We start from the raw sequence: 18,017 nt of genomic DNA, 5'->3' as shown, positions 1-18,017 counted from the left end.
GCTAGAGCGCCCCGGCCGCCGTAAAAAGCGCGTCGATTTGATCGGACGTCAGAGAGAGCGCCGCGCCGACCGTGGAAATCATGGGATCATCGCGCCGGATTTCGGTCGCATATTCCCAGGTAATTTTCGTGGCGCCGCCGGCCGCATCCACGGCAGCGTCGACCTGATCGAGAAGGCCGGCGGCGAGAAGCGCAAGGCGCGCTTGCCGAGGCGTCACGGCGACCACCGGATGAGCATCAATCGGCACGACGGAGGCCGGCGGAGCCGTGTAGACACCGCCGATCAGCGTTCCGCCGACGGCGTATTCGCCGGTTGCGATCGAGCAGCCATCCGGTGGAGACCACGCGGCGCCGTCCTCCAGAACAACGGCGTTGATGATGTTGCCGCTTGCGTCGACTACAAACGTCGTCATTTCGTGCAGAACTCCGTTACAACGACGATGCCAGGCGCCCCGGCGCCGCCCGCGGTGCTGGTAGACGAGAAACTTGACATGCCGCCCGAGCCGCCGCCGCCGAAGCCGCCGGACGCAACGCCCGCTGAAAAGCTCGTACTCACGGCGACCGTTTGCACGCCGCCGCCTCCGAACTGGCTGACGCCGCCCATTCCCGACGGCACGACGAAACCGGCATTCGTTCCCGACTGGTAGGCGCCATAGCCGCCACTCGCGCCGGGCAGCGTGACGTCACCGGTACCGGCCACACCGCCAGCACCACCCGAGCCGAATGCGGCGCTCGACCCGAAATTTCCGCCGGTCCCACCTTTGCCGATGCAAAGAGAGCCCACAGACGTATCTCCGCCGTTCCCGCCGGTGTTGCCAGTGGCGCCCGTGCCGCCGGCGCCGATCGTGACCGTCTTGGAAGCCCCGATATCAGCCGCGGTCGCGATCTTGCGTGCATACGAGCCCGCCCCACCGCCGCCGCCGCTCACCAGGAAGCTGGAGTTTGAAGCGGAGCCACCGCCAGCACCGCCGCCGCCCATGCACTCGATGACGCAATAAATCATCCCGGCAGACGGGGTGTAGGTACCGCTTGCCGTGAACTTCTGGACCTTGACGGTGCGGACAAAGACGAGATCTTCCGCGAGCGCGACCACAGCGACTTGCGGCGCGGCCGAGAAGTTGATTTTCGCCGTGGTACCAGCTGAATTGAAGAGCACCGTCGTTCGGGACAGTGTTTCAACGCCGGGGGTGTACGTGCCGAAACCAACCTCCCATTGCGACAGGTCTGCGCTTTCGGCGCGATAGCTATAGGTTGCGCCGTTGACGCCGCCAGCCGAATTCATGGCCTGATAGCCGGTTACGGCCGCCGCGACCGACCAGTCACCCGTACCGCCAGCGGATGCCGTGAACCTGCAGACGTCTAGGAAAGAGCTTGCCATCAGGTGAGCGTGAACACGCCGTTGGTGGTGTCGAGCTGGACGGTAAAGCTGTTGCCGGCGGTCAAATTGACCTCAGCGCCATAGTCCCACCAGCCGACAAGCGGCCCGGTCCCGGGCGTCGAGTTGTAGAGCGCCGCATAGCGGAATTGCGCGATCGCGGCCGGGTTGGCCGTGAAAACTACCGGCTGCAAGACGAACTTCCAGACGCCCGCAGTCTGCGAAAAAGACACGAACGTTGCGGCTGCGCCGCCGGCCGTGTAGCCGTTGCCCGCCGCGATTTCCGTCAAGTTCGCCTTCACCGTGTTGGTTGCGACCGGCGCGACGTCGGTAAGCAGGATCTTGAAGGCGTCGGCGCTCAGATTGTGGACCTTGTTGCCAAGGTCGCCCATGAAGATGTTGAACTTGTTGAAAGCGGCCATTTAGTTGGTCCCTACGGGTGCGATGCCGACGATTTCGCCGGTCTGCGGATCGCGGATCAGCTTTTTCGGCGTGTTGAGCGCGGTCGCGAGCGTGTTCATGTCGCGCCGCATTTCCTGCATGAAGCCGAGGACGAGCGCGGCGAGATCGCCGCCACCGCCGCCCGAGCCAGGCACCGGCGCGCCGTCCGGCCCGGTCGCGGTCGGCGCCGTCATGGCCTTCAAAAGCGCGTCGCTCTGTGCCTTCTCTCGCTCGAGGGCGATCGAGGCGGCCGTTTCCTCGCGCATGTTCTGGATTTTGGCGTCCGAGGCGGCCTTGTCGTTGGCGATCTTCGCCGCGGCCTTGTCGTTCTCGAGCTTCAAATCGGCGTCGCGCTTCTGTTGCTCCGGATCGGGCTGCGACTGCGCTTCCTTGATGCTGTCTCCGATCGCCTTTTGCGCCGAGGTCGGCAGCGGAGAATACTTGAGCAGCGCGAGCCAGGTTGCCGGCGGCAGCATCTTGCCGATGACGGGCAAGAGCTGCTGCAGGATGGCCCACGTGGCTTCCTTCTGGTTCGCCGACGTCGGGCTTTCGTCAACGATCACGTCATATTGCGTGCTGTTGTTGAAAACCTGCTGGCGGATCAGCGGCACGTACTGCGCGTTTTCCTCGCCCTCGATCTTGATGAGGCGGCCGTCCGAAAGGTAATGCTCGATCAGGTACAGCATGAGCCGGCCCTGCGCCTTCCGATAGCGTCGGAGGCTGTCAAACAGCGGTTGCAGGATGGTCAGCGCCGATTGCTTGCGCTGGAGATCCAGACTTGCCGCCTGCCCGGCCGCGCTCTGCATCCCCAGAATTTCGACGTTCACGCCCGAAACGTCACGCAGCGACGTAACGGCGTATTGCATCAGTTCGAACGACGATTGCGGGAATTGCGAGGTCGGCTTCTGGACGAATTTCGGGCTCGCGCCCAGCGCGCCGGGCTTGAGGAACGTCACCGTGTCCTGTTTCGCCCAGGACGCCTCACCGTCCGCGTCATTGTCGAAGAACTGCCCGCGCTCGACCGCAACACCGCCCTTCGCGGTGGTGTTCATGATGTGCATGGTTTGCGACATCCACTTATTCGACCAGCGCGCCGGGTCTTTCATGGCGCGAACCAAGCCGAAGAAGGTGTTTTTGTTCCGGTCCCGCTTGCCGGTCATGCACTGGAACGAGAAATGGCCCTCGCAGGGCGCGTCGCCGATCTCGAGCAGCACCGAGCCGAGATAGGCTTGCCGATAGACCTTGCGCGTCGACTTGGTGAAGCGCAGCGAGCCGCCGGCGAGCTTCGCCTTCGCGCTCAAGCCCTCGAATTCGTCCTTGTCCAGCGTCAGGATTTTTTCGCCGGTCGGGTCGGTCGGATCCAGGACCAGGTAGACCGGTACGCGCTCCCACCACTGCGCGCGAACCAGCGTCACGCCGTCGTCGCTGTCCTCGCCCTCGCCGAGATTGTCCTTGTCGTAGAACCGATTGTCGTTTTCGTGCGGCTTGCCCTCGTCCTTGGCGCCGACGTCATCGATCCAGGAGGCGTGGTAGTCGCTATCCTCGAACGGCCGATCGGGATCACCAGGGCAAAGCGCGCGCGCCTCATCGAGCGGCACGCCGCGGCGGATGTGGAAAACCCGGCGCATGTCGCGCAGGTTTCGCTTCGACGCGCCGCTATCCCACACCATTTCGAGCGGGTCGCGCCGCTCAATCTTGGGATCGCCCTCCGGGTTGTCCTCATAGTCGAGCATGGTTTCGGTCCAGCCCATGCCGCAAACGACCATGTCGCGGAAAGCGTCGCTTTCCTCGTCCTCAGCGTCGCACTGTTGCCGAAACCACTTCGCCGCCGACGTCAGCAGCTCGTTGACTTGAACGTCACCTTCCGAGCGCGGCAAGAACTGGACTTCCTGCCTGTTGCCGACCTCTTGGCCGGCGACGCTATCGACCACCGGCCCGACGCGGTTGAAAATGACGATGGGGCGCTTGGCGTCCTGCAAAATCTGCTTGTCATCTTCCGTCAGCTGCTCGCCGGCCTCAAAGTCGAAATCCTCGCGGGCTTCCGTGCGCCAGGCCGTCTGCCCCTTGCTGTTGAAGTCGCGCTTGCACCACTTCTGGAGCTTCCCGAAAATCTGTTCGGCATCGGTCGGCGCCTCGCGCTCGCCCTCATCGCCCTGCCCGTAGCCGCCCGCGTCGTTCAGCATCAAAAATCATCCGATTGGATTGATCTTCGGTGCTACCACCCGGCAGGAAATGAATATTCAGGGGCCGGACTTGCTAACTTGCGCAAAATCGCAAACTGACCGCCCATGCTTGACTAAACGCTTTGCCAGGAGCCGCCGCCCGAGCTGCGCCGGCTTCCGTAGCGCTCCCGCGGCAGCGGTGCGCCGGCCGGCTGGTCATAGTGAATGCACATCAGGCCGAAGCCATCCGCAGCGTGCGAGGACCAATCGTGCTCCGGTCCGAGCCCGATGTTTCGGTCATCGTTCGACTTCTTTTCGTGGTACCAGCCGAGCGCATCGCGGCCCGGTTCAGTGGTCTCCGCGTTGAAGAATATGCGCGGGAAGAGCCGCCGGCCGGTCTCAATGCGAGCCATGGCCGCGCCGGCGCCCTGGTTCGGGATCACCAGCACGTCAAAGCCGGCCTCCCGGATCGCGCTCTCATAGGACGTGGCGAATACCTTGTCCCCGTGCGCGCCGTCATGCGGCAGGATCACCCAGGCGTTGCCGTAGCCGCGCGAGCGCATCCAGTCGATATGCACCGATAGCGGCTGTCCCTGCGCCTCGTAATAGTCCAGGACGTTGATTTTCTGCCCGACGAATTGGGCAATCCAGATGGACACCGCGTCGGCGCGCGCGCCCGTGCCGCCGATGTCGAAATAGGCCCGCGTCTGCATGAGCGGATCGCGCGGGACAAACGTAACCCTGCCCTGCTCTTTCGCCTGCGCAAGCGCCTTGGCGTAGTATGCGCCCTCGACCGCAGTCCGAAACCCACCCTCCCAGATCCAATCATATTGATCCGGCCGCTTTTCGAGATCGTTCAACCGCTTCCGGTTCAGCGTCGACGGGAAGAACGGATTGTCCCGCCAGTTCAGCTCAACAATCTTGGACTGCGGCGGCGGATCGGCCCGCCAGCGCAGATGTGTTGCGCTCTTCTTGCGCTCCGGGTTCCAGGTGACCCAGACTTCGGCGCCCTCTTCGCGCACGGTCGCGTCAAGCTTGGTCCATGCGACATCCGAAACCGGTTCGGCCTCATCGACCCACGCAAGCCGGATCCGCGCTTTCGACTTCACGCTGTCGAGATTGTGCCGCAGGCCGATGAAAGCGAAATTGATCCGCCGGCATTTGGTCCGGATGTAGGTTTCGCCGACGTCGTAGGCATCAGCGAGCCATGGCAGGCTGTTAATCGCGCCCTTGACCTCTTCGAACGAGCTATCAGCCAGCGAATTCATGAACTCGCGACCACACACCACAACGCCGTCTTTACCCTCTCGCGCACAACGGAGGCCGTGAACGGCCGCCATCGTGGCGAAAGAGCGCGTTTTTGCGGAGCCTCGCCCGCCGTGAGAGCCACGATACATGGCCTCCCCGGTGAACACCGGGACGAGCTTGGGAGGCAGGAGGATTTGAGCCGCGGTCATGCCAAGCCGAGCAAATGCCGGACGAACTGCACGCCGAGCAGCGCAAACCACCCGGAGAGGACGGCCAGGTAAGCGAGCGCTATTCGGTCATCGTGCGTCATGGAACGACTATGAAACGCTACCGGAAACGTTTCGTCAGACGCGCACGTGACGGATATCGCCTGACAGCGTGGTGACGCTTCCGCCGACCGGCCCGCAGTCGACATCGCCGGACATCGTTTGAACCAGTCCGCCAACCGCCCCCGACACGCTCACATCGCCCGATAGCGTGGAAACGCTCCCGACGTCGCCCGCCACCGAAATGAGGTTGCATGCGTCCGCCTCGAGGCGGTCGACGTTGCCCGAAACCTCAATCCGGATGTCCTTTGCGTCCGGCGTCACGTCCTTGCCGTCGACAAAGACGTGATTGCTGGTGACGGTGATAGTTCGGCCTCCGACGATCGAGAGCCCGTTAATCCTGATAGAATTCATGCGACCTCAGCCCTCCGCACCGGCCAGGACGGCATTGACATCCGGCTCTTTCAATTCGCGGATGCGCTTGTCCAAGATCCACACCAGATCCTCGCCCATCCCCACGCTTGGCTGAGGAAGCAACCGCAGGACAGCCGCGATATTGTCGTAGGCGTCGGCTTTCGGCCGCAAACGCTCGATCGTCGCCCGCAGCGTGGCGATTTCGTGCTTGCAGCGGTTCATCATTTCGACCGCTTCGGCGTTGGTCATGTCCTTCAAGGTTCAGCCCTCCACACAGGCCAGCGCAGCGAGGCCGAGCAGCAGGCCGGCCCAGCCGTGATCGGTGACGAAGGCGAGCGCCGAGCCGACGGCGAACGAGAGGGCAACGGCATTCGAGCTAACACGAGCGAGAAAAGGCATAGGATCTCCAGTTTTGCAGGGTTGAAAATGCCAACTTGCGAAATTTCGCAGGTTGACGGTTTAGGGAGCGAAGCCGAGCGCGGCGAAGAAACCGCCCTCGTAGAGCAGCCAGAGCGAGAGCGCTGGACCGATGAACACATAGGCGAAATCGTACTTGCCGCGGCGGTTCTCTCCGAAGAGAGCGAGACCGATGCCAAAGCCGATCGCCATGAGGGTTAGGAAAGTGATTTGCGGCCACATGGGCGCGGCTCCTGGTTAGGGTTGAGGTTCAGTCACAAACGGCCCAGAGGAAAAGCGCGGTACACGCCAATCCAGGGCAATCGTAGATGAGGCACAGGCAGGCCATCGCCAGGAGCGGCATCACACACCCTCCAGACAGGCCGCGCGCGCGCCAGGCGACGGCATCGGCGCCGGCCGCGGCGAAGCGACAGGAGCGCACGCCGGCGGCGGCTCGCGGCCTTCCATCATGGCGCGGAGCTTGGCCTTGTCGGCGCGGGTGAGAGACCAGCCGCCGGCCCCCCATTCGGTGTGCACGGTGATGCCGACCTTCTCGAGCGCGGCCCGCACCTTCACCATTTGCACGTCGATCAGCTTCATTTCGGGCTTGTCGCACTCAGGCCGAGCGCCAAAGAGCACGGTGAACATGGCCTCACGGCCGGCGACGGCCCGCTTGAGCATGAAACCGATCATTTCGCATTGCTGCGGCGTGGCATCGAGCACCGTCAACAGCCGCGAAACGTCGTCGTTGCCGACGCCTAGCAGCGCCTCAAGCTCTTGTACGCGGTCGACCAACTGTTGTTCGGTTTGGCTCATCTATTCCCCGTGTCTCCCCAATGTGCTGCCGGAAACTGCCGGCTCAGATCAGACGTAGTTGCCGGACTTGCGCATTTCGGCGCGATCACGGCGCGGCGCCGGCGGCGACGGCGCGTCCGGATATTCGCAGCGCTCCTCAGCCATCGGCGCCGGCTCCGGCGGAGGCTCGACCAGAACCACGTTGACGGAAGCGACCGGCGGGACGAGCTGCCCCTTCATGAAGTCCAGCGCCTCCCCGATCGCGGTGCAGGCGAACAGCGGCCCGCAATAGCTGTTCATACCGGCGTTCGATCCGCGGCCCTCGAACACCACAAAGCCGCCCTGCGGCATCTTCTCGATCGTCAGGCACAGATACCCGCTCATGCCTGCCCCCGGAACGTTGCGATGCCCTGCGCGAGCGCGATCCGGGACGAGCTGTTGCGCACGTCGCGAAAGCCGAGATCGGCCAGAAACCACAGCCAATCGGCTTGGACCGGCCGGCGCCGATCCACGATGCAAGGCGGTTCGATGAAGCGCGGTAGAAAGGTCATGCAATCTCCCTTGTTTTGACGTCGACGGTGCTGCACTCAGCGTGAAAATGGGCGCTCGCCGCCGACCAGGACGCCCATTGAATTGGCCTCATCTCGCCGTGCACGAAAACGGCATAGAATTCGTTGTCGACGCGCGCCGGCGACGTCGAGATACGTACAAAGGCGACACCGTGGAGGGGTTTTGCGCTCATCGCAGGCAGTTCCCACAAGCAAAGCTCACATCCGCGCCGGGGATCGTCGGACCTTCCGCCGCAGCGTCGATCATGGCCCGCACGCCGGCGGCATCAGCGCCGTAGCGGCGAACCACGCCGATGAATTCCTCGATGTCATGCCCTCGCATGCAGTAGGACGGCCCGTTCCGCGTGAACTTCGGAACGCCGAACTCGTCCTTTTCCTGCCCGCAGTGGGACAGCTCATGCTCGACCAGCGCGCAAAACGTCGCGTCGTTCGCCTGGTCGGCATAGGGAGCGAACAGCGTCACCAGGAAATCAGGGATCGCACCGAACCATTCGGTAAGCTGCTGCTCGAGCTTCCCCTTGGCCCATTTGTCCGAGCCGCCGGCGCCGCAGAGCTGCGCTTGACCGACGATCGCCCGCCCATGCTTCCCGTTCGGTACCGATGTCCAAAGCACACCGATGCGAGCGCCCTGCAAATGGGCATGCTCCGGGTTTTCGAGCGTCGACCCCTCATCAATGAAGGTTTCGAAGATCCAGCGTTCGACGTCAGGCGCAGGCACGAAAGCCGCCCCATCGCTGATGACGTCGAGCAAATGCGCTGGAGCCCGAGGCCGCGTCATTCAGACACCCCGCCATCAGGGAACGCCGCAGCGACCAGCTCAATCCGGCTCACGGTCTCGAACGGCCCATCCTCGCCGTTCTCAATGGCAACGGCCGGCTTGCCGTCGAGACGATCGGCAATGAACGATGCAGCGGCCAGGTCGCCAGCCTCAGCCCGCTTGATGACCTTCCGGGCAATGGCTCGCAGTCCGCGGCTGTCCTGATCGCTGACAGCGGCCAGTTCGACGCGCAGCGCATCGGCGAAAGGCTTCTCCTTCTTCCGCCCGCCGGGGTTGCCTGATTTGCCCTTTTCGAAAGCCATTGTTCTCAACCGTTAAGAGATTGTTGCGCCGTCCCAATCCGGGACGATCACTGACCGCCGTTGGTGTACTGGCCCATGATCGATTTGAACTCGTCGGTTTGAGCCGCGATCGTGCTGGCGAACGCTCCGACGCCCGCTGCAACGGTCTGACGTTGGTCCGCCAGGTTGGAGCGTAGGATTTCGAGCTGCGCCGCGTGGATGTCGGCCATGAGCCTGACGTGCTCGTCCATCAGGGCTTTGACGGTTTGACCAACGGAGGCGGGATTGCTCGCGCTCATGGCGGATTGTTCCTGTGGTGCGGCCGGCGAAACGACCGGCGCGGGTTTGTCGGGGATGAGCGAGACCGGCGGGAGCTTGATCGCGTTCCGGATCGCGGTTTCGATTTCATGGTCTGAGGCCGAGGCGTCGACCGCCGCGGTATAAGCACCCCACGAAAGCAGGATGCGACCAGCTTCAACGCGCATCGTCAGCGCTTCGATGCCGGGGACATCGCTCATGCGGGAACGGAGATCTGCTACGGACATGCAGTGTAGAGAGCGGCTGATTTGCTTAATTCCGGAAACGAAAAGTGAGTGGTTTTTAGAAATCTCGGGATAACTTCCCGGGCGCAGATGCGGAGACCGCGTCGCTTCGCGCGTAACGTCGACATGCCAACGCTCGCTAAGGAGTAATGGAGGCGGACAGCTCAGAATTGAGCCGCCCGACAACCCCCAGACGCATGAAACGTTTCGCGAAACGTTTCAGTTCGCATGCGCGCCCACTCGGCGGCTAGCGAGCCACAAGTTCATGTAAAACATGAGTTGCGATCGATCCATTGCGGGCGCCACCTCTCCACCCTCGCATCGCGACTGATTTCTGTGGGCGCACTGTGGATGCGCATCGGATGGCGCTTTGAGAATTAACGGTGGCGGTCCTACAGACCATTCAGAAAATGAATTCCCTTGGCCAAAGGGAAGTGGTCGCGAAAACTCAAGCCTTCGTTGGGCCCCGGTTTCGCGAATAGCGAAGCACCGCGACCTGTGCCTTGGCCGGCCGGGCGCCCAACGGAGATGACATTGGAAAAAGCCGAACAGATCAGCCCCTACCGGGCCAGCTTAGAAGCGCGCAAGCAGCAGCGCGATGACGAACTCTGGTTCGTCGCCGAAATCTTCATGCAGGCGTTTCGTGATGATGAGATCAACCGCACTCGCCTCGCGAGCATCCGCTCCTTCTTGGAGCGGCTAAACGTCCAGGACGTTCAAGAAGCGATGGAAGCAGCAACCGGCAAGATGCCATGGAGCCGAGACAGGGCTTTTCGCTACTTCTGCGGCATCTGCTGGAACAAGGTAAAGCAGTCCGGCGTCCAGGCCGGCGGCGGCGTTGAGGGGGCGCTAGCGTGAGCCAACCTTGGTTTCCCTTCTACGTCGGTGACTACGTTCGTGACACGGCCCGGCTGACCACCGAGGGCCACGGGGCATATTTGCTCCTGATGCTCGACTATTGGGCGAACGGTGCACCGCCGGATGATGATGAAACCTTGTCTAGCATTGCTAGGCTTCCGCTAGAAGCGTGGCTCAAGCTACGGCCTAAGATTGCTCCGTTCTTCGATGTGGCCGATGACAAGTGGTCGCACGGTCGGATCGAGAAAGAGCTGGCTATAGCGGACGAAAAGCATCGAAAGCGGGTGGAAGCCGGCAAGGCTGGTGGGGAAGCAAAGGCAAAGAACAAGCGAAGCCCTAGCATTGCTACAAGCAATGCTGACGAATTGCTCTGCCAACCACAGCCACACCCACAATCATCTGAGAAAGATATCTCTCGTCCGATTTCTGATCGGGCGAGGCCCGAGCCGTCTCGCTTCGATGAATTCTGGCAGGCCTACCCTCGGCGGGACGGTCCAAACCCGCGCAAGCCGGCGGAAACCAAATTCAACGCGCTGGTGAAAACCGGGCTTGATCCGCAAATGTTGATCGACGCGGCAAAGAAGCTCGCAACCGACGAGCTGGCGCGCGGCAATATCGGGACGCGGTTCATCCCGCAGGCCTGCACCTGGCTCAATCAACAGCGTTGGTCGGATCATGCGGCCGTTGCGTTTATCGCGGATGCGGCTGGCGTCGACGCTGGCGAATTGCAGCTCGAAAGCGCGGTGAAGTTCTACGCGCGGACGCGGGTGTGGTCGCGACATGCTGGACCGGAGCCGGGCCTTACCGGCTGTCGCGCGTCGGCGGAATTGCTCGCGAAGTATGGATTGGCGATCGACGGTCGGCGGCTTGAGGTAGTCGCCGCGTAACGTGACTAAACACATCGGAATATGGAGATTTTTCTTTAGTGGGACGTACTCGAACCATTGAGCCAAGCGATAGCGCTGCGACCGGGGACACCCCGGAATGAGTCGCCCTGCCACCCTCCTGCCCGGCGTTTATCCCCCGCGGCAGCCCGCCGCGATGGCGGCCGGCTATTGCGGCGAGGTCTCAGTTGAGGCTTTCTTGCGCGAGGTGAAGGCGGGAACCTACCCGGCGCCCGCGATCAAAAGAGGACGGCGCCAGATATGGCTGACGGCGGAGTTGGACCGGGCGATCACCCGGACGGACCAGCCTTGCGCAAGCGAAACCGCGGCGGACGTCGAGGCGGATCTGTGAGCCTCATCCGCCCGGTGCCCCGCTTCGTCCTGACGAAAGCGGTCAACGGCAAAACCCGCTACTACTGGACCCTCCCGACGGTCTACCGCAAGCTCGGCTGCACGCTGCACCGCGAGCACGAAACCGCGCTTGGCGACGATTACACGGTCGCCTGCGGCGCCGATGGCAAGGGAGGCCGCGCCGCCACTTTGAACGGCCTGTTCGATGACTGGGACCGCATGCGCCTAGGCGAGCCGCCCAAGCCCAAAGTCGAGCTGCGCGCCGGCACGGTTGACTGGCTGTTCAAGACCTACAAGAGCTCGAACGACTGGCAGAAGCGGGTTTCTGCCCGCACCGCCCCGGACTACGAGATCACCATGGACTTGGTCGCCAACACCATCGGCAAGTCCGGAATCCGGGTCGGCGATCGCATGATCACATCGATCACGCCCGTGGTCGCCGACAAGCTCTACGACAGGATCCTCACGACGCCGGTCCGCAAGGGCAAGGCCGAGCGGCCGCGCACCGCCCAGAAGGTGGTGGTGCTGTGCCGCCGCGCCTGGCGCGTGGTGCACCGGCTGCACCCCGGGCTGTTCATTCAGGGGCCGCAGGCGGCCGACGAGGCGCCGGTCTGGAACCCCTGGGAAGGCGTCGCCATGCGCCGGCGCCAGTACGCCACCAAGCCCGCGGCGACGCGCGAGGAGGTCTACGCCTTCGCCTGGGGCGCGATCGAGGCCGGCCAGGTGCAACCTGCCGCGGCTGCCGTGATCTGCTTCGAGTGGCTGCAGCGCCCGGAGAACGTGCTGGCGGGCTATGTGACGTGGACCGGGTACCGCGGCAAGGATCACCCTAACCAGATCCGGATCGAGCACCACAAGACCGGCAAGATGGTGCTGCACCCGCTCGAGGCCGTCATCGACGAGAAACGGGTGCTGTTCTACGAGGAGGCCGAGGAGGTCTTGAGCCACCTGCCGAAGCTCGGGACCGGGCTGATCATGAAGCCCGGCCGGACCGAGAAGCACGTCGCGCAGGTCTGGGACATCCACACTATGGCCCGCCACGTCCGCAAGCTGCGCGAGCTGCTCGGCCTGCCGTCGACCTTCACGCTGGATGCCTGCCGGCATGGCGGCATGACCGAGCTCGAGGAAGCCGAGCTGACCGACGGCCAGGGCCGCGCCCTCTCCGGCCACACGTCGAAAGCCTACGAGGGCTACGCGAAGCGGACCGAGAAACGCGCGCTGGCGGCAACCCAGAAGCGCTACGCCCACGTGCTGGCACAGCAGGATGCAGCGGAGACGCCGGCGCCGATCGAGCCGACGGCGAAGGGCGCCGCGCTATGAAGGACATCCAGCGGGTCTGGGAAGCGCTGGAGCGATTGCCTGACGTTATCCGATCTCTGTTGCCATGGGATGTGGGGCAATCGCAGCTACTGCTGTGGGGCAGCGCGGCCATCTACGTCGTCGGCATACTCTTGCTGGCCCAAGCGTTCGGATGGTTCTGCGGCTGGCTGGTCCGGCTATTTATTCAGCCGCGCAATTAGCGGCCCCGCACCGTCGTCCAGTTCTGAATCTCGAAAATAATCCAGCAGGATCAACGAGGCGAAAACGCGAAGTTTTCAGAACTAGGCGTTGAAAATGCTCGCAAACCCATCTGCTTTGCAGACCGTTGCGTAACCACTCCGCCACGTGGCCCCTTGCGGCGGACTTCATATACGGCCTCTCTCCGATAGGCAACCGAGCCGGAAGGTAAGGTGCCCCTTGTTTGAGCAAGATCCTTCCGGAAGACCGCTTCGCGCTTTTCCGGATCAGGCTCTAGCGCCGGCGCCTCCGGAAATCCCGCTTCTTCGGTTTGGGCGCCAATTCCGGCAGTTTGGCCTGCACTTCCCGGAACCTCGCCAGCATCCGCTCGAAACTGCCTGACAACGTTGCGGCAATATCCGGCCGCTTCTCCAGCCCCGCCAGCAGGATCGCGGCCGCCTCGATGGTGGACAGGCCGTCGCGGCGCGGTTCCCGCCGCAGTCTGCCGTAGAGCGAGGGCCGTTTCGGCCCGAGAATCACCCGTTGGCACTTCAGCATCCAGGCATTGCGCCACCACAGCGCCTTGGCCTGGCTCCAGGTGCCGTCGAGCAGCACGATGCCCTCGATGTCGGCCAGGATGGCGCGCTGATGCGGCTCCAGTTCGCCCTTGCGGTTGATCGCGACGATCTCGGCATCGGTCTCGAGGTCCTCGACCTTGGCGGAGCCGAGATAGAGCACCGCCCAGCGCGACGGATCGGGCACCGGCCGGCCCAGTGCCTTGGCAAGGCTCGGCCAGGACAGCCCGATCCGGACCACGGCGTTCTCGAAATGCCGCGCCAGCAGTCGCGCGGTGCCCAGCGCCCTGTCCTGCTCTTGCGGATGGATCAGGATCAGGAGCTGGACGCGGCTCTCGATCGGCGTGACGCTGTCGCAGATGCACAGCGGCAACGGCTTGCCGCAATGCGCGCACTCCTCGATCTCGGCGACGATATCGGTTTTTGCTTCGGTCGGTTCGGACATCGCTCCGCTATACGCTTGCAATCGTGCAATTCAAACTATTCCGCGGGTGCGTGCACGCCTGACGGCTCGCGGCGCTGGCGCAACCGGTCGATCAAGAGATAGATCACCGGTGTCGTGTAGAGCGTCAGGATCTGCGACACGAACAGGCCGCCGATGATGGTGATGCCGAGCGGCCGGCGCAGCTCGGTGCCCGGGCCGGTTGCGATGACCAGCGGAACGCCGGCGAACAGCGCGGCCATCGTCGTCATCAGGATGGGACGGAAGCGCGCCCGGCAGGCCTCGAAGATCGCGTCCCGCGACGACAGGCCCTGATGCCGCTCGGCCTCGAGCGCGAAGTCGACCATCATGATGCCGTTCTTCTTGACGATGCCGATCAACAGGATGATGCCGACGAAGGCGATCACGGTCAGCGGCGTGTTGGTCACCTGCAAGGCGAGCAAGGCGCCGAGGCCGGCCGACGGCAGTGTCGAGATGATGGTGATCGGATGCGCCAGGCTCTCATAGAGCACACCGAGCACGATATACATCGCGACCAGCGCGCCGAGGATCAGCAGCGGCTGCCGCCCGCTGGTCTTGTTGAAATCGCCGGCATTGCCGTCGAAGCTGCCGCGAATGCCCTCGGGCATGTGCAGCTCGTTGACCGCCTGCTGGATGTTCGTCGTCGCGACCTCCAGCGGCACGTCCGGCAGCAGGTTGAACGACACCGTGGTCGAGGGGAAGCCGCCGGAGTGATAGACCGCGAGCGCCGACAATCCACGCTGGTAGTGCACCAGCGCCGACAGCGGCACCTGCACGTCGTTGGCGCCGGCAACGTAGATGCGCTCGAGGTTCGACGGATCGCTCTGGAATTTGGGATCGATCTCGAGCACCACCACGTACTGGTTGCGCTGGGTGTAGATGTAAGAGATCTGCCGCTGCGAGAAGGCGTTGTTGAGCGCGTTGTCGATGTCCTGCACGCGGACGCCGAGGCTGGAGGCGGTCTTGCGGTCGATCACGAGGTTGAGCTGCAGGCCGCCGGGATCGCGGTCGGAGGATACGTCCGTGATGCCCTCCACCGTCTCCATGCGCTTGGCCACGATCGGCGCCCATTTCTGCAACAGCTCGAGGTCGGTCGAGGCGAGCGTGTACTGGTAGTCGGAATCGCTCTGCCGGCCGCCGGTGCGGATGTCCTGGGCGGCGAACATGAACAGGCGGATGCCCGGCACCATGAACAGGTTGCGGCGCAGCCGGTCGATCACCTGTGCGGTCGACATCCCGCCCCGCTCCTCCGGCGGCTTCAGGCTGATGAACATGGTGCCGCGGTTGGAGGTGGCGCCGCCCGGGCCGCCGCCGGAGCCCACCGACGAGCCGATGCCGGCGACCGCGGGGTCGGCCATCACGATGTCGGCGAGCCGCTGCTGCAGCTGAAGCATCGCCTGGAACGAGATATCCGCCGACGCCCGGGTCGAGCCGATCACGAAGCCGCTGTCGTCGGTCGGGAAATAACCCTTCGGCGTCTTGATGTAGAGCGTCACCGTCAGCGCGACGGTGGCGAAGAACACCACCAGGGTCAGGAAGGGATAGCCGAGCACGATCCGCAGCGTCGCTGCATAGAACGCCACGACACGTGACAGCGTGCCCTCGATGACGCGATCGTACCAGGTGGCATGATCCGAGGTCGCCTCCCTGATGTAATGCGCGCAGATCATCGGCGTGATGGTCAGCGACACCACGGTCGAGACCGCGATCGCGAACACCAGCGTCAGCGAGAATTCGCGCAGCAGCCGCCCGACGATGCCATCCATGAAGATCAGCGGCGTGAAGGCCGCGATCAGCGACAGCGAGATCGACAGCACCGTGAAGCCGATCTGCTTGGCGCCTTCGACCGCGGCCGGATATGGCGCCATGCCCTGCTCGAGATTGCGGTACATGTTCTCGATCATCACGATGGCGTCGTCGACCACGAAGCCGACGGAGATCGCCAGCGCCATCAGCGACAGATTGTCGATCGAGAAGCCGGCGAGCCACATTCCGGCGCAGGTGCCGGCCAGCGCCAGCGGCACCGAGACGCCGGCGGCGATCGTCGGCACCACCCGGCGCAGAAACACGAACACCACGATCATCACAAGCACGGCGGTCGCCAGCAGCGTGAACTGCATGTCCTCGACGCTGGCGCGGATCGTTCCGGTGCGATCGACCAGGGTGGAGATCTCGACGCCCGCCGGAATCCATTTCTTCAGTTCCGGCAGCATCTTGCGAACGCCGTCGACGGTGTCGATGACGTTGGCGTCGCCCTGCTTGGTGATCTGGATCAGTACCGCCGGCTGCTTGTTGAACCAGGCGATCGAGCGCGAGTTGCGCACGGAATCCTCGACCTCGGCGACGTCGGCGAGGCGGACGTAATTGCCGTTCGAGCTCTTGATGACGATGTCGCGGAATTCGGCGGCGGTGCGCATCTGCTTGTTGATCGAGAGCGTCTCGCTCAGCCGGCCGCCATTGAAGATGCCGACCGGCCCCAGCGGGTTGGCATTGATGATCGCGAGCCGGACGTCGTCGGTCGCTATCCCGGCGTTCGCCAGCGACACCGGGTTGAGCGCGATGCGCACCGCCGGCTGGTCGGCGCCGCTGACGGTCACCTCGCCCACTCCCGGCACCTGCGAGATGCGCTGCGCCAGCACCGTGTCGGCGACGTCGTACATCGCGCTGGTCGAGATCGTCTTCGAGGTCAGCGCCAGCACGAATACCGGCGACGCGGCCGGATTGGCCTTGCGGAACTTGGGCAGCGACGGCAGGTCGCTCGGCAAATCGGCGAGCGAGGCGTTGATCGCGGCCTGCACGTCGCGCGCGGCGCGGTCGATATTGCGGCCGATCGAGAACTGCACCTGGATGCTGGTGGTGCCGAGCGAGCTCGTCGAGGTGATCTGGTCGACGCCCGAAATGGTGCCGAGCTTGCGCTCCAGCGGTGCGGCGACGGTCGCGGCCATCACCGAGGGATCGGCTCCCGGCCTGGACGCCGACACCCGAATGGTCGGGAAATCGACATTCGGAACCGACGACACCGGCAGGAACTGGTAGGCGACGATCCCGACCAGGAACAGCCCGATCGCAAGCAGTGTGGTGCCCACCGGCCTGCGGATGAAGGGCTCCGAGATCGAGATCACTGCATGCCCTCGGTGGCGCCCGCGATCGGCGGGCCGCTGGGACCTGGCTCCGGCACGGCCCGCTCGATCCGGCGGTTGAGGCGGTCGAGCGCCAGATAGATCACCGGCGTGGTGTAGAGCGTCAGCAGCTGGCTCAGCAGCAGGCCGCCGATGATCGAGATACCGAGCGGGAAGCGCAGTTCGGCGCCGGTACCGCTTTCGATCGCGAGCGGCAGCGCGCCGAACAGCGCCGCCAGCGTCGTCATCATGATCGGGCGGAAACGCAACAGGCAGGCCTGCACGATCGCGTCATAGGACGACATGCCCTGGTGACGCTCGGCCTCCAGCGCGAAGTCGATCATCATGATCGCGTTCTTCTTGACGATACCCATCAAGAGGATGATGCCGATCAGGCCGATCACCGAGAGATCCTGCCCGCACAGCATCAAGGCGAGGATGGCGCCAACGCCGGCCGAGGGCAGCGTCGAAAGGATGGTGATCGGATGGATATAGCTTTCATAGAGCACGCCGAGCACGATGTAGATCGTGATGATCGCCGCCAGGATCAGCCAGGGCTGGCCGGCGAGCGAGCGCGAGAATTCGGCGGCGTCGCCGGAATAGATCCCGACGATGCTGCCGGGCATTCCGATCCTGCTCTCGATCGCTTTCACGGCCGCGACCGCGTCGCCCAGCGCCTCGCCCGGCGCCAGGTTGAAGCTGAGCGAGACCGACGGGAATTGCGCCTGGTGCGAGATCGCGAGCGGCGCCGTGGTCCGGACCAGCGTCGCCACCGCCGACAGCGGCACCTGCGCGCCGTTGGCGCCGGGCAGATAGAGCTTGTCGAGAATCGACGGGTCGCGCTGATACATCGGCAGCGCTTCGAGCACGACGCGGTACTGGTTGGCCTGGCCGTAGATCGTCGAAATCTGCCGCTGCGCGAAGGCATCGTTCAGCGTGTCGGTGACGCCCTGCAGACTGACGCCGAGCTGGCCGGCGCGCTGGCGGTTGACGTCGAGCGCCGC

23 protein-coding genes are annotated in these 18,017 nt (G+C 63.9%); 5 read left to right on the top strand and 18 right to left on the bottom strand.

Annotation, left to right across the window (positions count from 1 at the left end):
* Position 1 precedes the first annotated feature (1 nt).
* From AKL29_RS13885 to AKL29_RS13825, 15 genes are all read right to left on the bottom strand, one after another.
* A complete protein-coding gene (locus tag AKL29_RS13885; RefSeq protein ID WP_050384572.1) occupies positions 2-412 on the bottom strand; it encodes a hypothetical protein in 411 nt (136 codons plus the stop codon).
* Entirely contained in the window at positions 409-1,377 is a 969-nt protein-coding gene (locus AKL29_RS13880; RefSeq protein WP_082190590.1) for a glycine-rich domain-containing protein, read from the bottom strand. The genes AKL29_RS13885 and AKL29_RS13880 overlap by 4 nt, the downstream gene beginning before the upstream one ends.
* Positions 1,377-1,796, bottom strand: coding sequence for a hypothetical protein (locus AKL29_RS13875; RefSeq protein ID WP_050384570.1), 420 nt, complete (start codon positions 1,794-1,796; stop codon positions 1,377-1,379). Before AKL29_RS13875 ends, AKL29_RS13880 begins: the two co-directional genes overlap by 1 nt.
* Positions 1,797-3,998, bottom strand: coding sequence for a portal protein (locus AKL29_RS13870; protein WP_050384569.1), 2,202 nt, complete (start codon positions 3,996-3,998; stop codon positions 1,797-1,799).
* A gap of 113 nt (positions 3,999-4,111) precedes the next feature.
* Positions 4,112-5,434, bottom strand: coding sequence for a PBSX family phage terminase large subunit (locus AKL29_RS13865; RefSeq protein WP_050384568.1), 1,323 nt, complete (start codon positions 5,432-5,434; stop codon positions 4,112-4,114).
* Positions 5,435-5,569: 135 nt separating this feature from the next.
* Positions 5,570-5,905 (bottom strand): hypothetical protein, encoded by a 336-nt coding sequence (locus AKL29_RS13860; RefSeq protein ID WP_050384567.1) that lies wholly within the window; start codon positions 5,903-5,905, stop codon positions 5,570-5,572.
* Between the two features lie 6 nt (positions 5,906-5,911).
* Positions 5,912-6,163 carry a hypothetical protein gene (locus AKL29_RS13855; RefSeq protein WP_050384566.1) on the bottom strand — a complete coding sequence of 84 codons (252 nt, stop codon included), beginning with the start codon at positions 6,161-6,163 and terminating at the stop codon, positions 5,912-5,914.
* Positions 6,164-6,166: 3 nt separating this feature from the next.
* Entirely contained in the window at positions 6,167-6,304 is a 138-nt protein-coding gene (locus tag AKL29_RS42835; protein WP_160321750.1) for a hypothetical protein, read from the bottom strand.
* Between the two features lie 60 nt (positions 6,305-6,364).
* A complete protein-coding gene (locus tag AKL29_RS41915) occupies positions 6,365-6,544 on the bottom strand; it encodes a hypothetical protein (RefSeq protein ID WP_152977582.1) in 180 nt (59 codons plus the stop codon).
* A gap of 120 nt (positions 6,545-6,664) precedes the next feature.
* Complete coding sequence (locus AKL29_RS13850) at positions 6,665-7,117, bottom strand: hypothetical protein (RefSeq protein ID WP_050384565.1); 453 nt, start codon at positions 7,115-7,117, stop codon at positions 6,665-6,667.
* Between the two features lie 48 nt (positions 7,118-7,165).
* Positions 7,166-7,480 (bottom strand): hypothetical protein, encoded by a 315-nt coding sequence (locus AKL29_RS13845; protein WP_050384564.1) that lies wholly within the window; start codon positions 7,478-7,480, stop codon positions 7,166-7,168.
* Positions 7,477-7,647 (bottom strand): hypothetical protein, encoded by a 171-nt coding sequence (locus AKL29_RS42830; protein WP_160321749.1) that lies wholly within the window; start codon positions 7,645-7,647, stop codon positions 7,477-7,479. The genes AKL29_RS13845 and AKL29_RS42830 overlap by 4 nt, the downstream gene beginning before the upstream one ends.
* 187 nt (positions 7,648-7,834) lie before the next feature.
* Complete coding sequence (locus AKL29_RS13835; protein WP_244482014.1) at positions 7,835-8,416, bottom strand: putative metallopeptidase; 582 nt, start codon at positions 8,414-8,416, stop codon at positions 7,835-7,837.
* Positions 8,417-8,439: 23 nt separating this feature from the next.
* Positions 8,440-8,745, bottom strand: a complete 306-nt coding sequence (locus tag AKL29_RS13830) for a DUF5681 domain-containing protein (RefSeq protein WP_050384561.1) — start codon at positions 8,743-8,745, stop codon at positions 8,440-8,442.
* 47 nt (positions 8,746-8,792) lie between these two features.
* Complete coding sequence (locus tag AKL29_RS13825) at positions 8,793-9,242, bottom strand: hypothetical protein (RefSeq protein WP_050384560.1); 450 nt, start codon at positions 9,240-9,242, stop codon at positions 8,793-8,795.
* 558 nt (positions 9,243-9,800) lie between these two features.
* Between AKL29_RS13825 and AKL29_RS13820 the strand changes: the two genes are divergently transcribed.
* From AKL29_RS13820 to AKL29_RS13800, 5 genes are all read left to right on the top strand, one after another.
* Positions 9,801-10,124 carry a hypothetical protein gene (locus tag AKL29_RS13820; protein WP_152977581.1) on the top strand — a complete coding sequence of 108 codons (324 nt, stop codon included), beginning with the start codon at positions 9,801-9,803 and terminating at the stop codon, positions 10,122-10,124.
* Positions 10,121-11,011 carry a YdaU family protein gene (locus tag AKL29_RS40690; RefSeq protein WP_082190589.1) on the top strand — a complete coding sequence of 297 codons (891 nt, stop codon included), beginning with the start codon at positions 10,121-10,123 and terminating at the stop codon, positions 11,009-11,011. The genes AKL29_RS13820 and AKL29_RS40690 overlap by 4 nt, the downstream gene beginning before the upstream one ends.
* 97 nt (positions 11,012-11,108) lie before the next feature.
* Positions 11,109-11,360, top strand: coding sequence for a hypothetical protein (locus AKL29_RS13810; RefSeq protein ID WP_152977580.1), 252 nt, complete (start codon positions 11,109-11,111; stop codon positions 11,358-11,360).
* The gene (locus AKL29_RS13805) at positions 11,357-12,679 is read left to right on the top strand and encodes a hypothetical protein (protein ID WP_050384556.1); all 1,323 of its coding nucleotides are present in this window, start codon (positions 11,357-11,359) and stop codon (positions 12,677-12,679) included. The genes AKL29_RS13810 and AKL29_RS13805 overlap by 4 nt, the downstream gene beginning before the upstream one ends.
* On the top strand, positions 12,676-12,879 hold the full coding sequence (locus AKL29_RS13800; RefSeq protein WP_050384555.1) for a hypothetical protein: 204 nt from the start codon (positions 12,676-12,678) through the stop codon (positions 12,877-12,879). Before AKL29_RS13805 ends, AKL29_RS13800 begins: the two co-directional genes overlap by 4 nt.
* Positions 12,880-13,150: 271 nt before the next feature.
* On the opposite strand, the gene AKL29_RS13795 is transcribed toward AKL29_RS13800, so the two are convergent.
* The 3 genes from AKL29_RS13795 to AKL29_RS44800 form a co-directional block, all read right to left on the bottom strand.
* On the bottom strand, positions 13,151-13,876 hold the full coding sequence (locus AKL29_RS13795; protein WP_028331921.1) for a tRNA-uridine aminocarboxypropyltransferase: 726 nt from the start codon (positions 13,874-13,876) through the stop codon (positions 13,151-13,153).
* Between the two features lie 35 nt (positions 13,877-13,911).
* Entirely contained in the window at positions 13,912-17,016 is a 3,105-nt protein-coding gene (locus AKL29_RS13790; RefSeq protein ID WP_050384554.1) for an efflux RND transporter permease subunit, read from the bottom strand.
* Positions 17,013-18,017, bottom strand: a 1,005-nt coding sequence (locus AKL29_RS44800; protein WP_244482012.1) for an efflux RND transporter permease subunit, incomplete at its 5' end; no start/stop codon positions are given. The genes AKL29_RS44800 and AKL29_RS13790, both read right to left, overlap by 4 nt.

Source organism: Bradyrhizobium pachyrhizi (genome assembly GCF_001189245.1).
GTDB lineage: Bacteria > Pseudomonadota > Alphaproteobacteria > Rhizobiales > Xanthobacteraceae > Bradyrhizobium > Bradyrhizobium pachyrhizi.
The sequence above is the reverse complement of the archived record's forward strand: the minus strand, read 5'-3'. Positions and strand labels throughout refer to the sequence as shown.

Excerpts from the sequence above, each read along its gene's own strand:
- AKL29_RS41915 (WP_152977582.1), bottom strand. The coding sequence starts at position 6,544 with ATGTGGCCGCAAATCACTTTCCTAACCCTCATGGCGATCGGCTTTGGC.
- AKL29_RS13870 (WP_050384569.1), bottom strand. The coding sequence starts at position 3,998 with ATGCTGAACGACGCGGGCGGCTACGGGCAGGGCGATGAGGGCGAGCGC.
- AKL29_RS42830 (WP_160321749.1), bottom strand. The coding sequence starts at position 7,647 with ATGACCTTTCTACCGCGCTTCATCGAACCGCCTTGCATCGTGGATCGG.
- AKL29_RS13845 (WP_050384564.1), bottom strand. The coding sequence starts at position 7,480 with ATGAGCGGGTATCTGTGCCTGACGATCGAGAAGATGCCGCAGGGCGGC.
- AKL29_RS13865 (WP_050384568.1), bottom strand. The coding sequence starts at position 5,434 with ATGACCGCGGCTCAAATCCTCCTGCCTCCCAAGCTCGTCCCGGTGTTC.
- AKL29_RS13880 (WP_082190590.1), bottom strand. The coding sequence starts at position 1,377 with ATGGCAAGCTCTTTCCTAGACGTCTGCAGGTTCACGGCATCCGCTGGC.
- AKL29_RS13885 (WP_050384572.1), bottom strand. The coding sequence starts at position 412 with ATGACGACGTTTGTAGTCGACGCAAGCGGCAACATCATCAACGCCGTT.
- AKL29_RS13795 (WP_028331921.1), bottom strand. The coding sequence starts at position 13,876 with ATGTCCGAACCGACCGAAGCAAAAACCGATATCGTCGCCGAGATCGAG.
- AKL29_RS13800 (WP_050384555.1), top strand. The coding sequence starts at position 12,676 with ATGAAGGACATCCAGCGGGTCTGGGAAGCGCTGGAGCGATTGCCTGAC.
- AKL29_RS13875 (WP_050384570.1), bottom strand. The coding sequence starts at position 1,796 with ATGGCCGCTTTCAACAAGTTCAACATCTTCATGGGCGACCTTGGCAAC.
- AKL29_RS42835 (WP_160321750.1), bottom strand. The coding sequence starts at position 6,304 with ATGCCTTTTCTCGCTCGTGTTAGCTCGAATGCCGTTGCCCTCTCGTTC.
- AKL29_RS13860 (WP_050384567.1), bottom strand. The coding sequence starts at position 5,905 with ATGAATTCTATCAGGATTAACGGGCTCTCGATCGTCGGAGGCCGAACT.
- AKL29_RS13810 (WP_152977580.1), top strand. The coding sequence starts at position 11,109 with ATGAGTCGCCCTGCCACCCTCCTGCCCGGCGTTTATCCCCCGCGGCAG.
- AKL29_RS13825 (WP_050384560.1), bottom strand. The coding sequence starts at position 9,242 with ATGAGCGATGTCCCCGGCATCGAAGCGCTGACGATGCGCGTTGAAGCT.
- AKL29_RS13830 (WP_050384561.1), bottom strand. The coding sequence starts at position 8,745 with ATGGCTTTCGAAAAGGGCAAATCAGGCAACCCCGGCGGGCGGAAGAAG.
- AKL29_RS13850 (WP_050384565.1), bottom strand. The coding sequence starts at position 7,117 with ATGAGCCAAACCGAACAACAGTTGGTCGACCGCGTACAAGAGCTTGAG.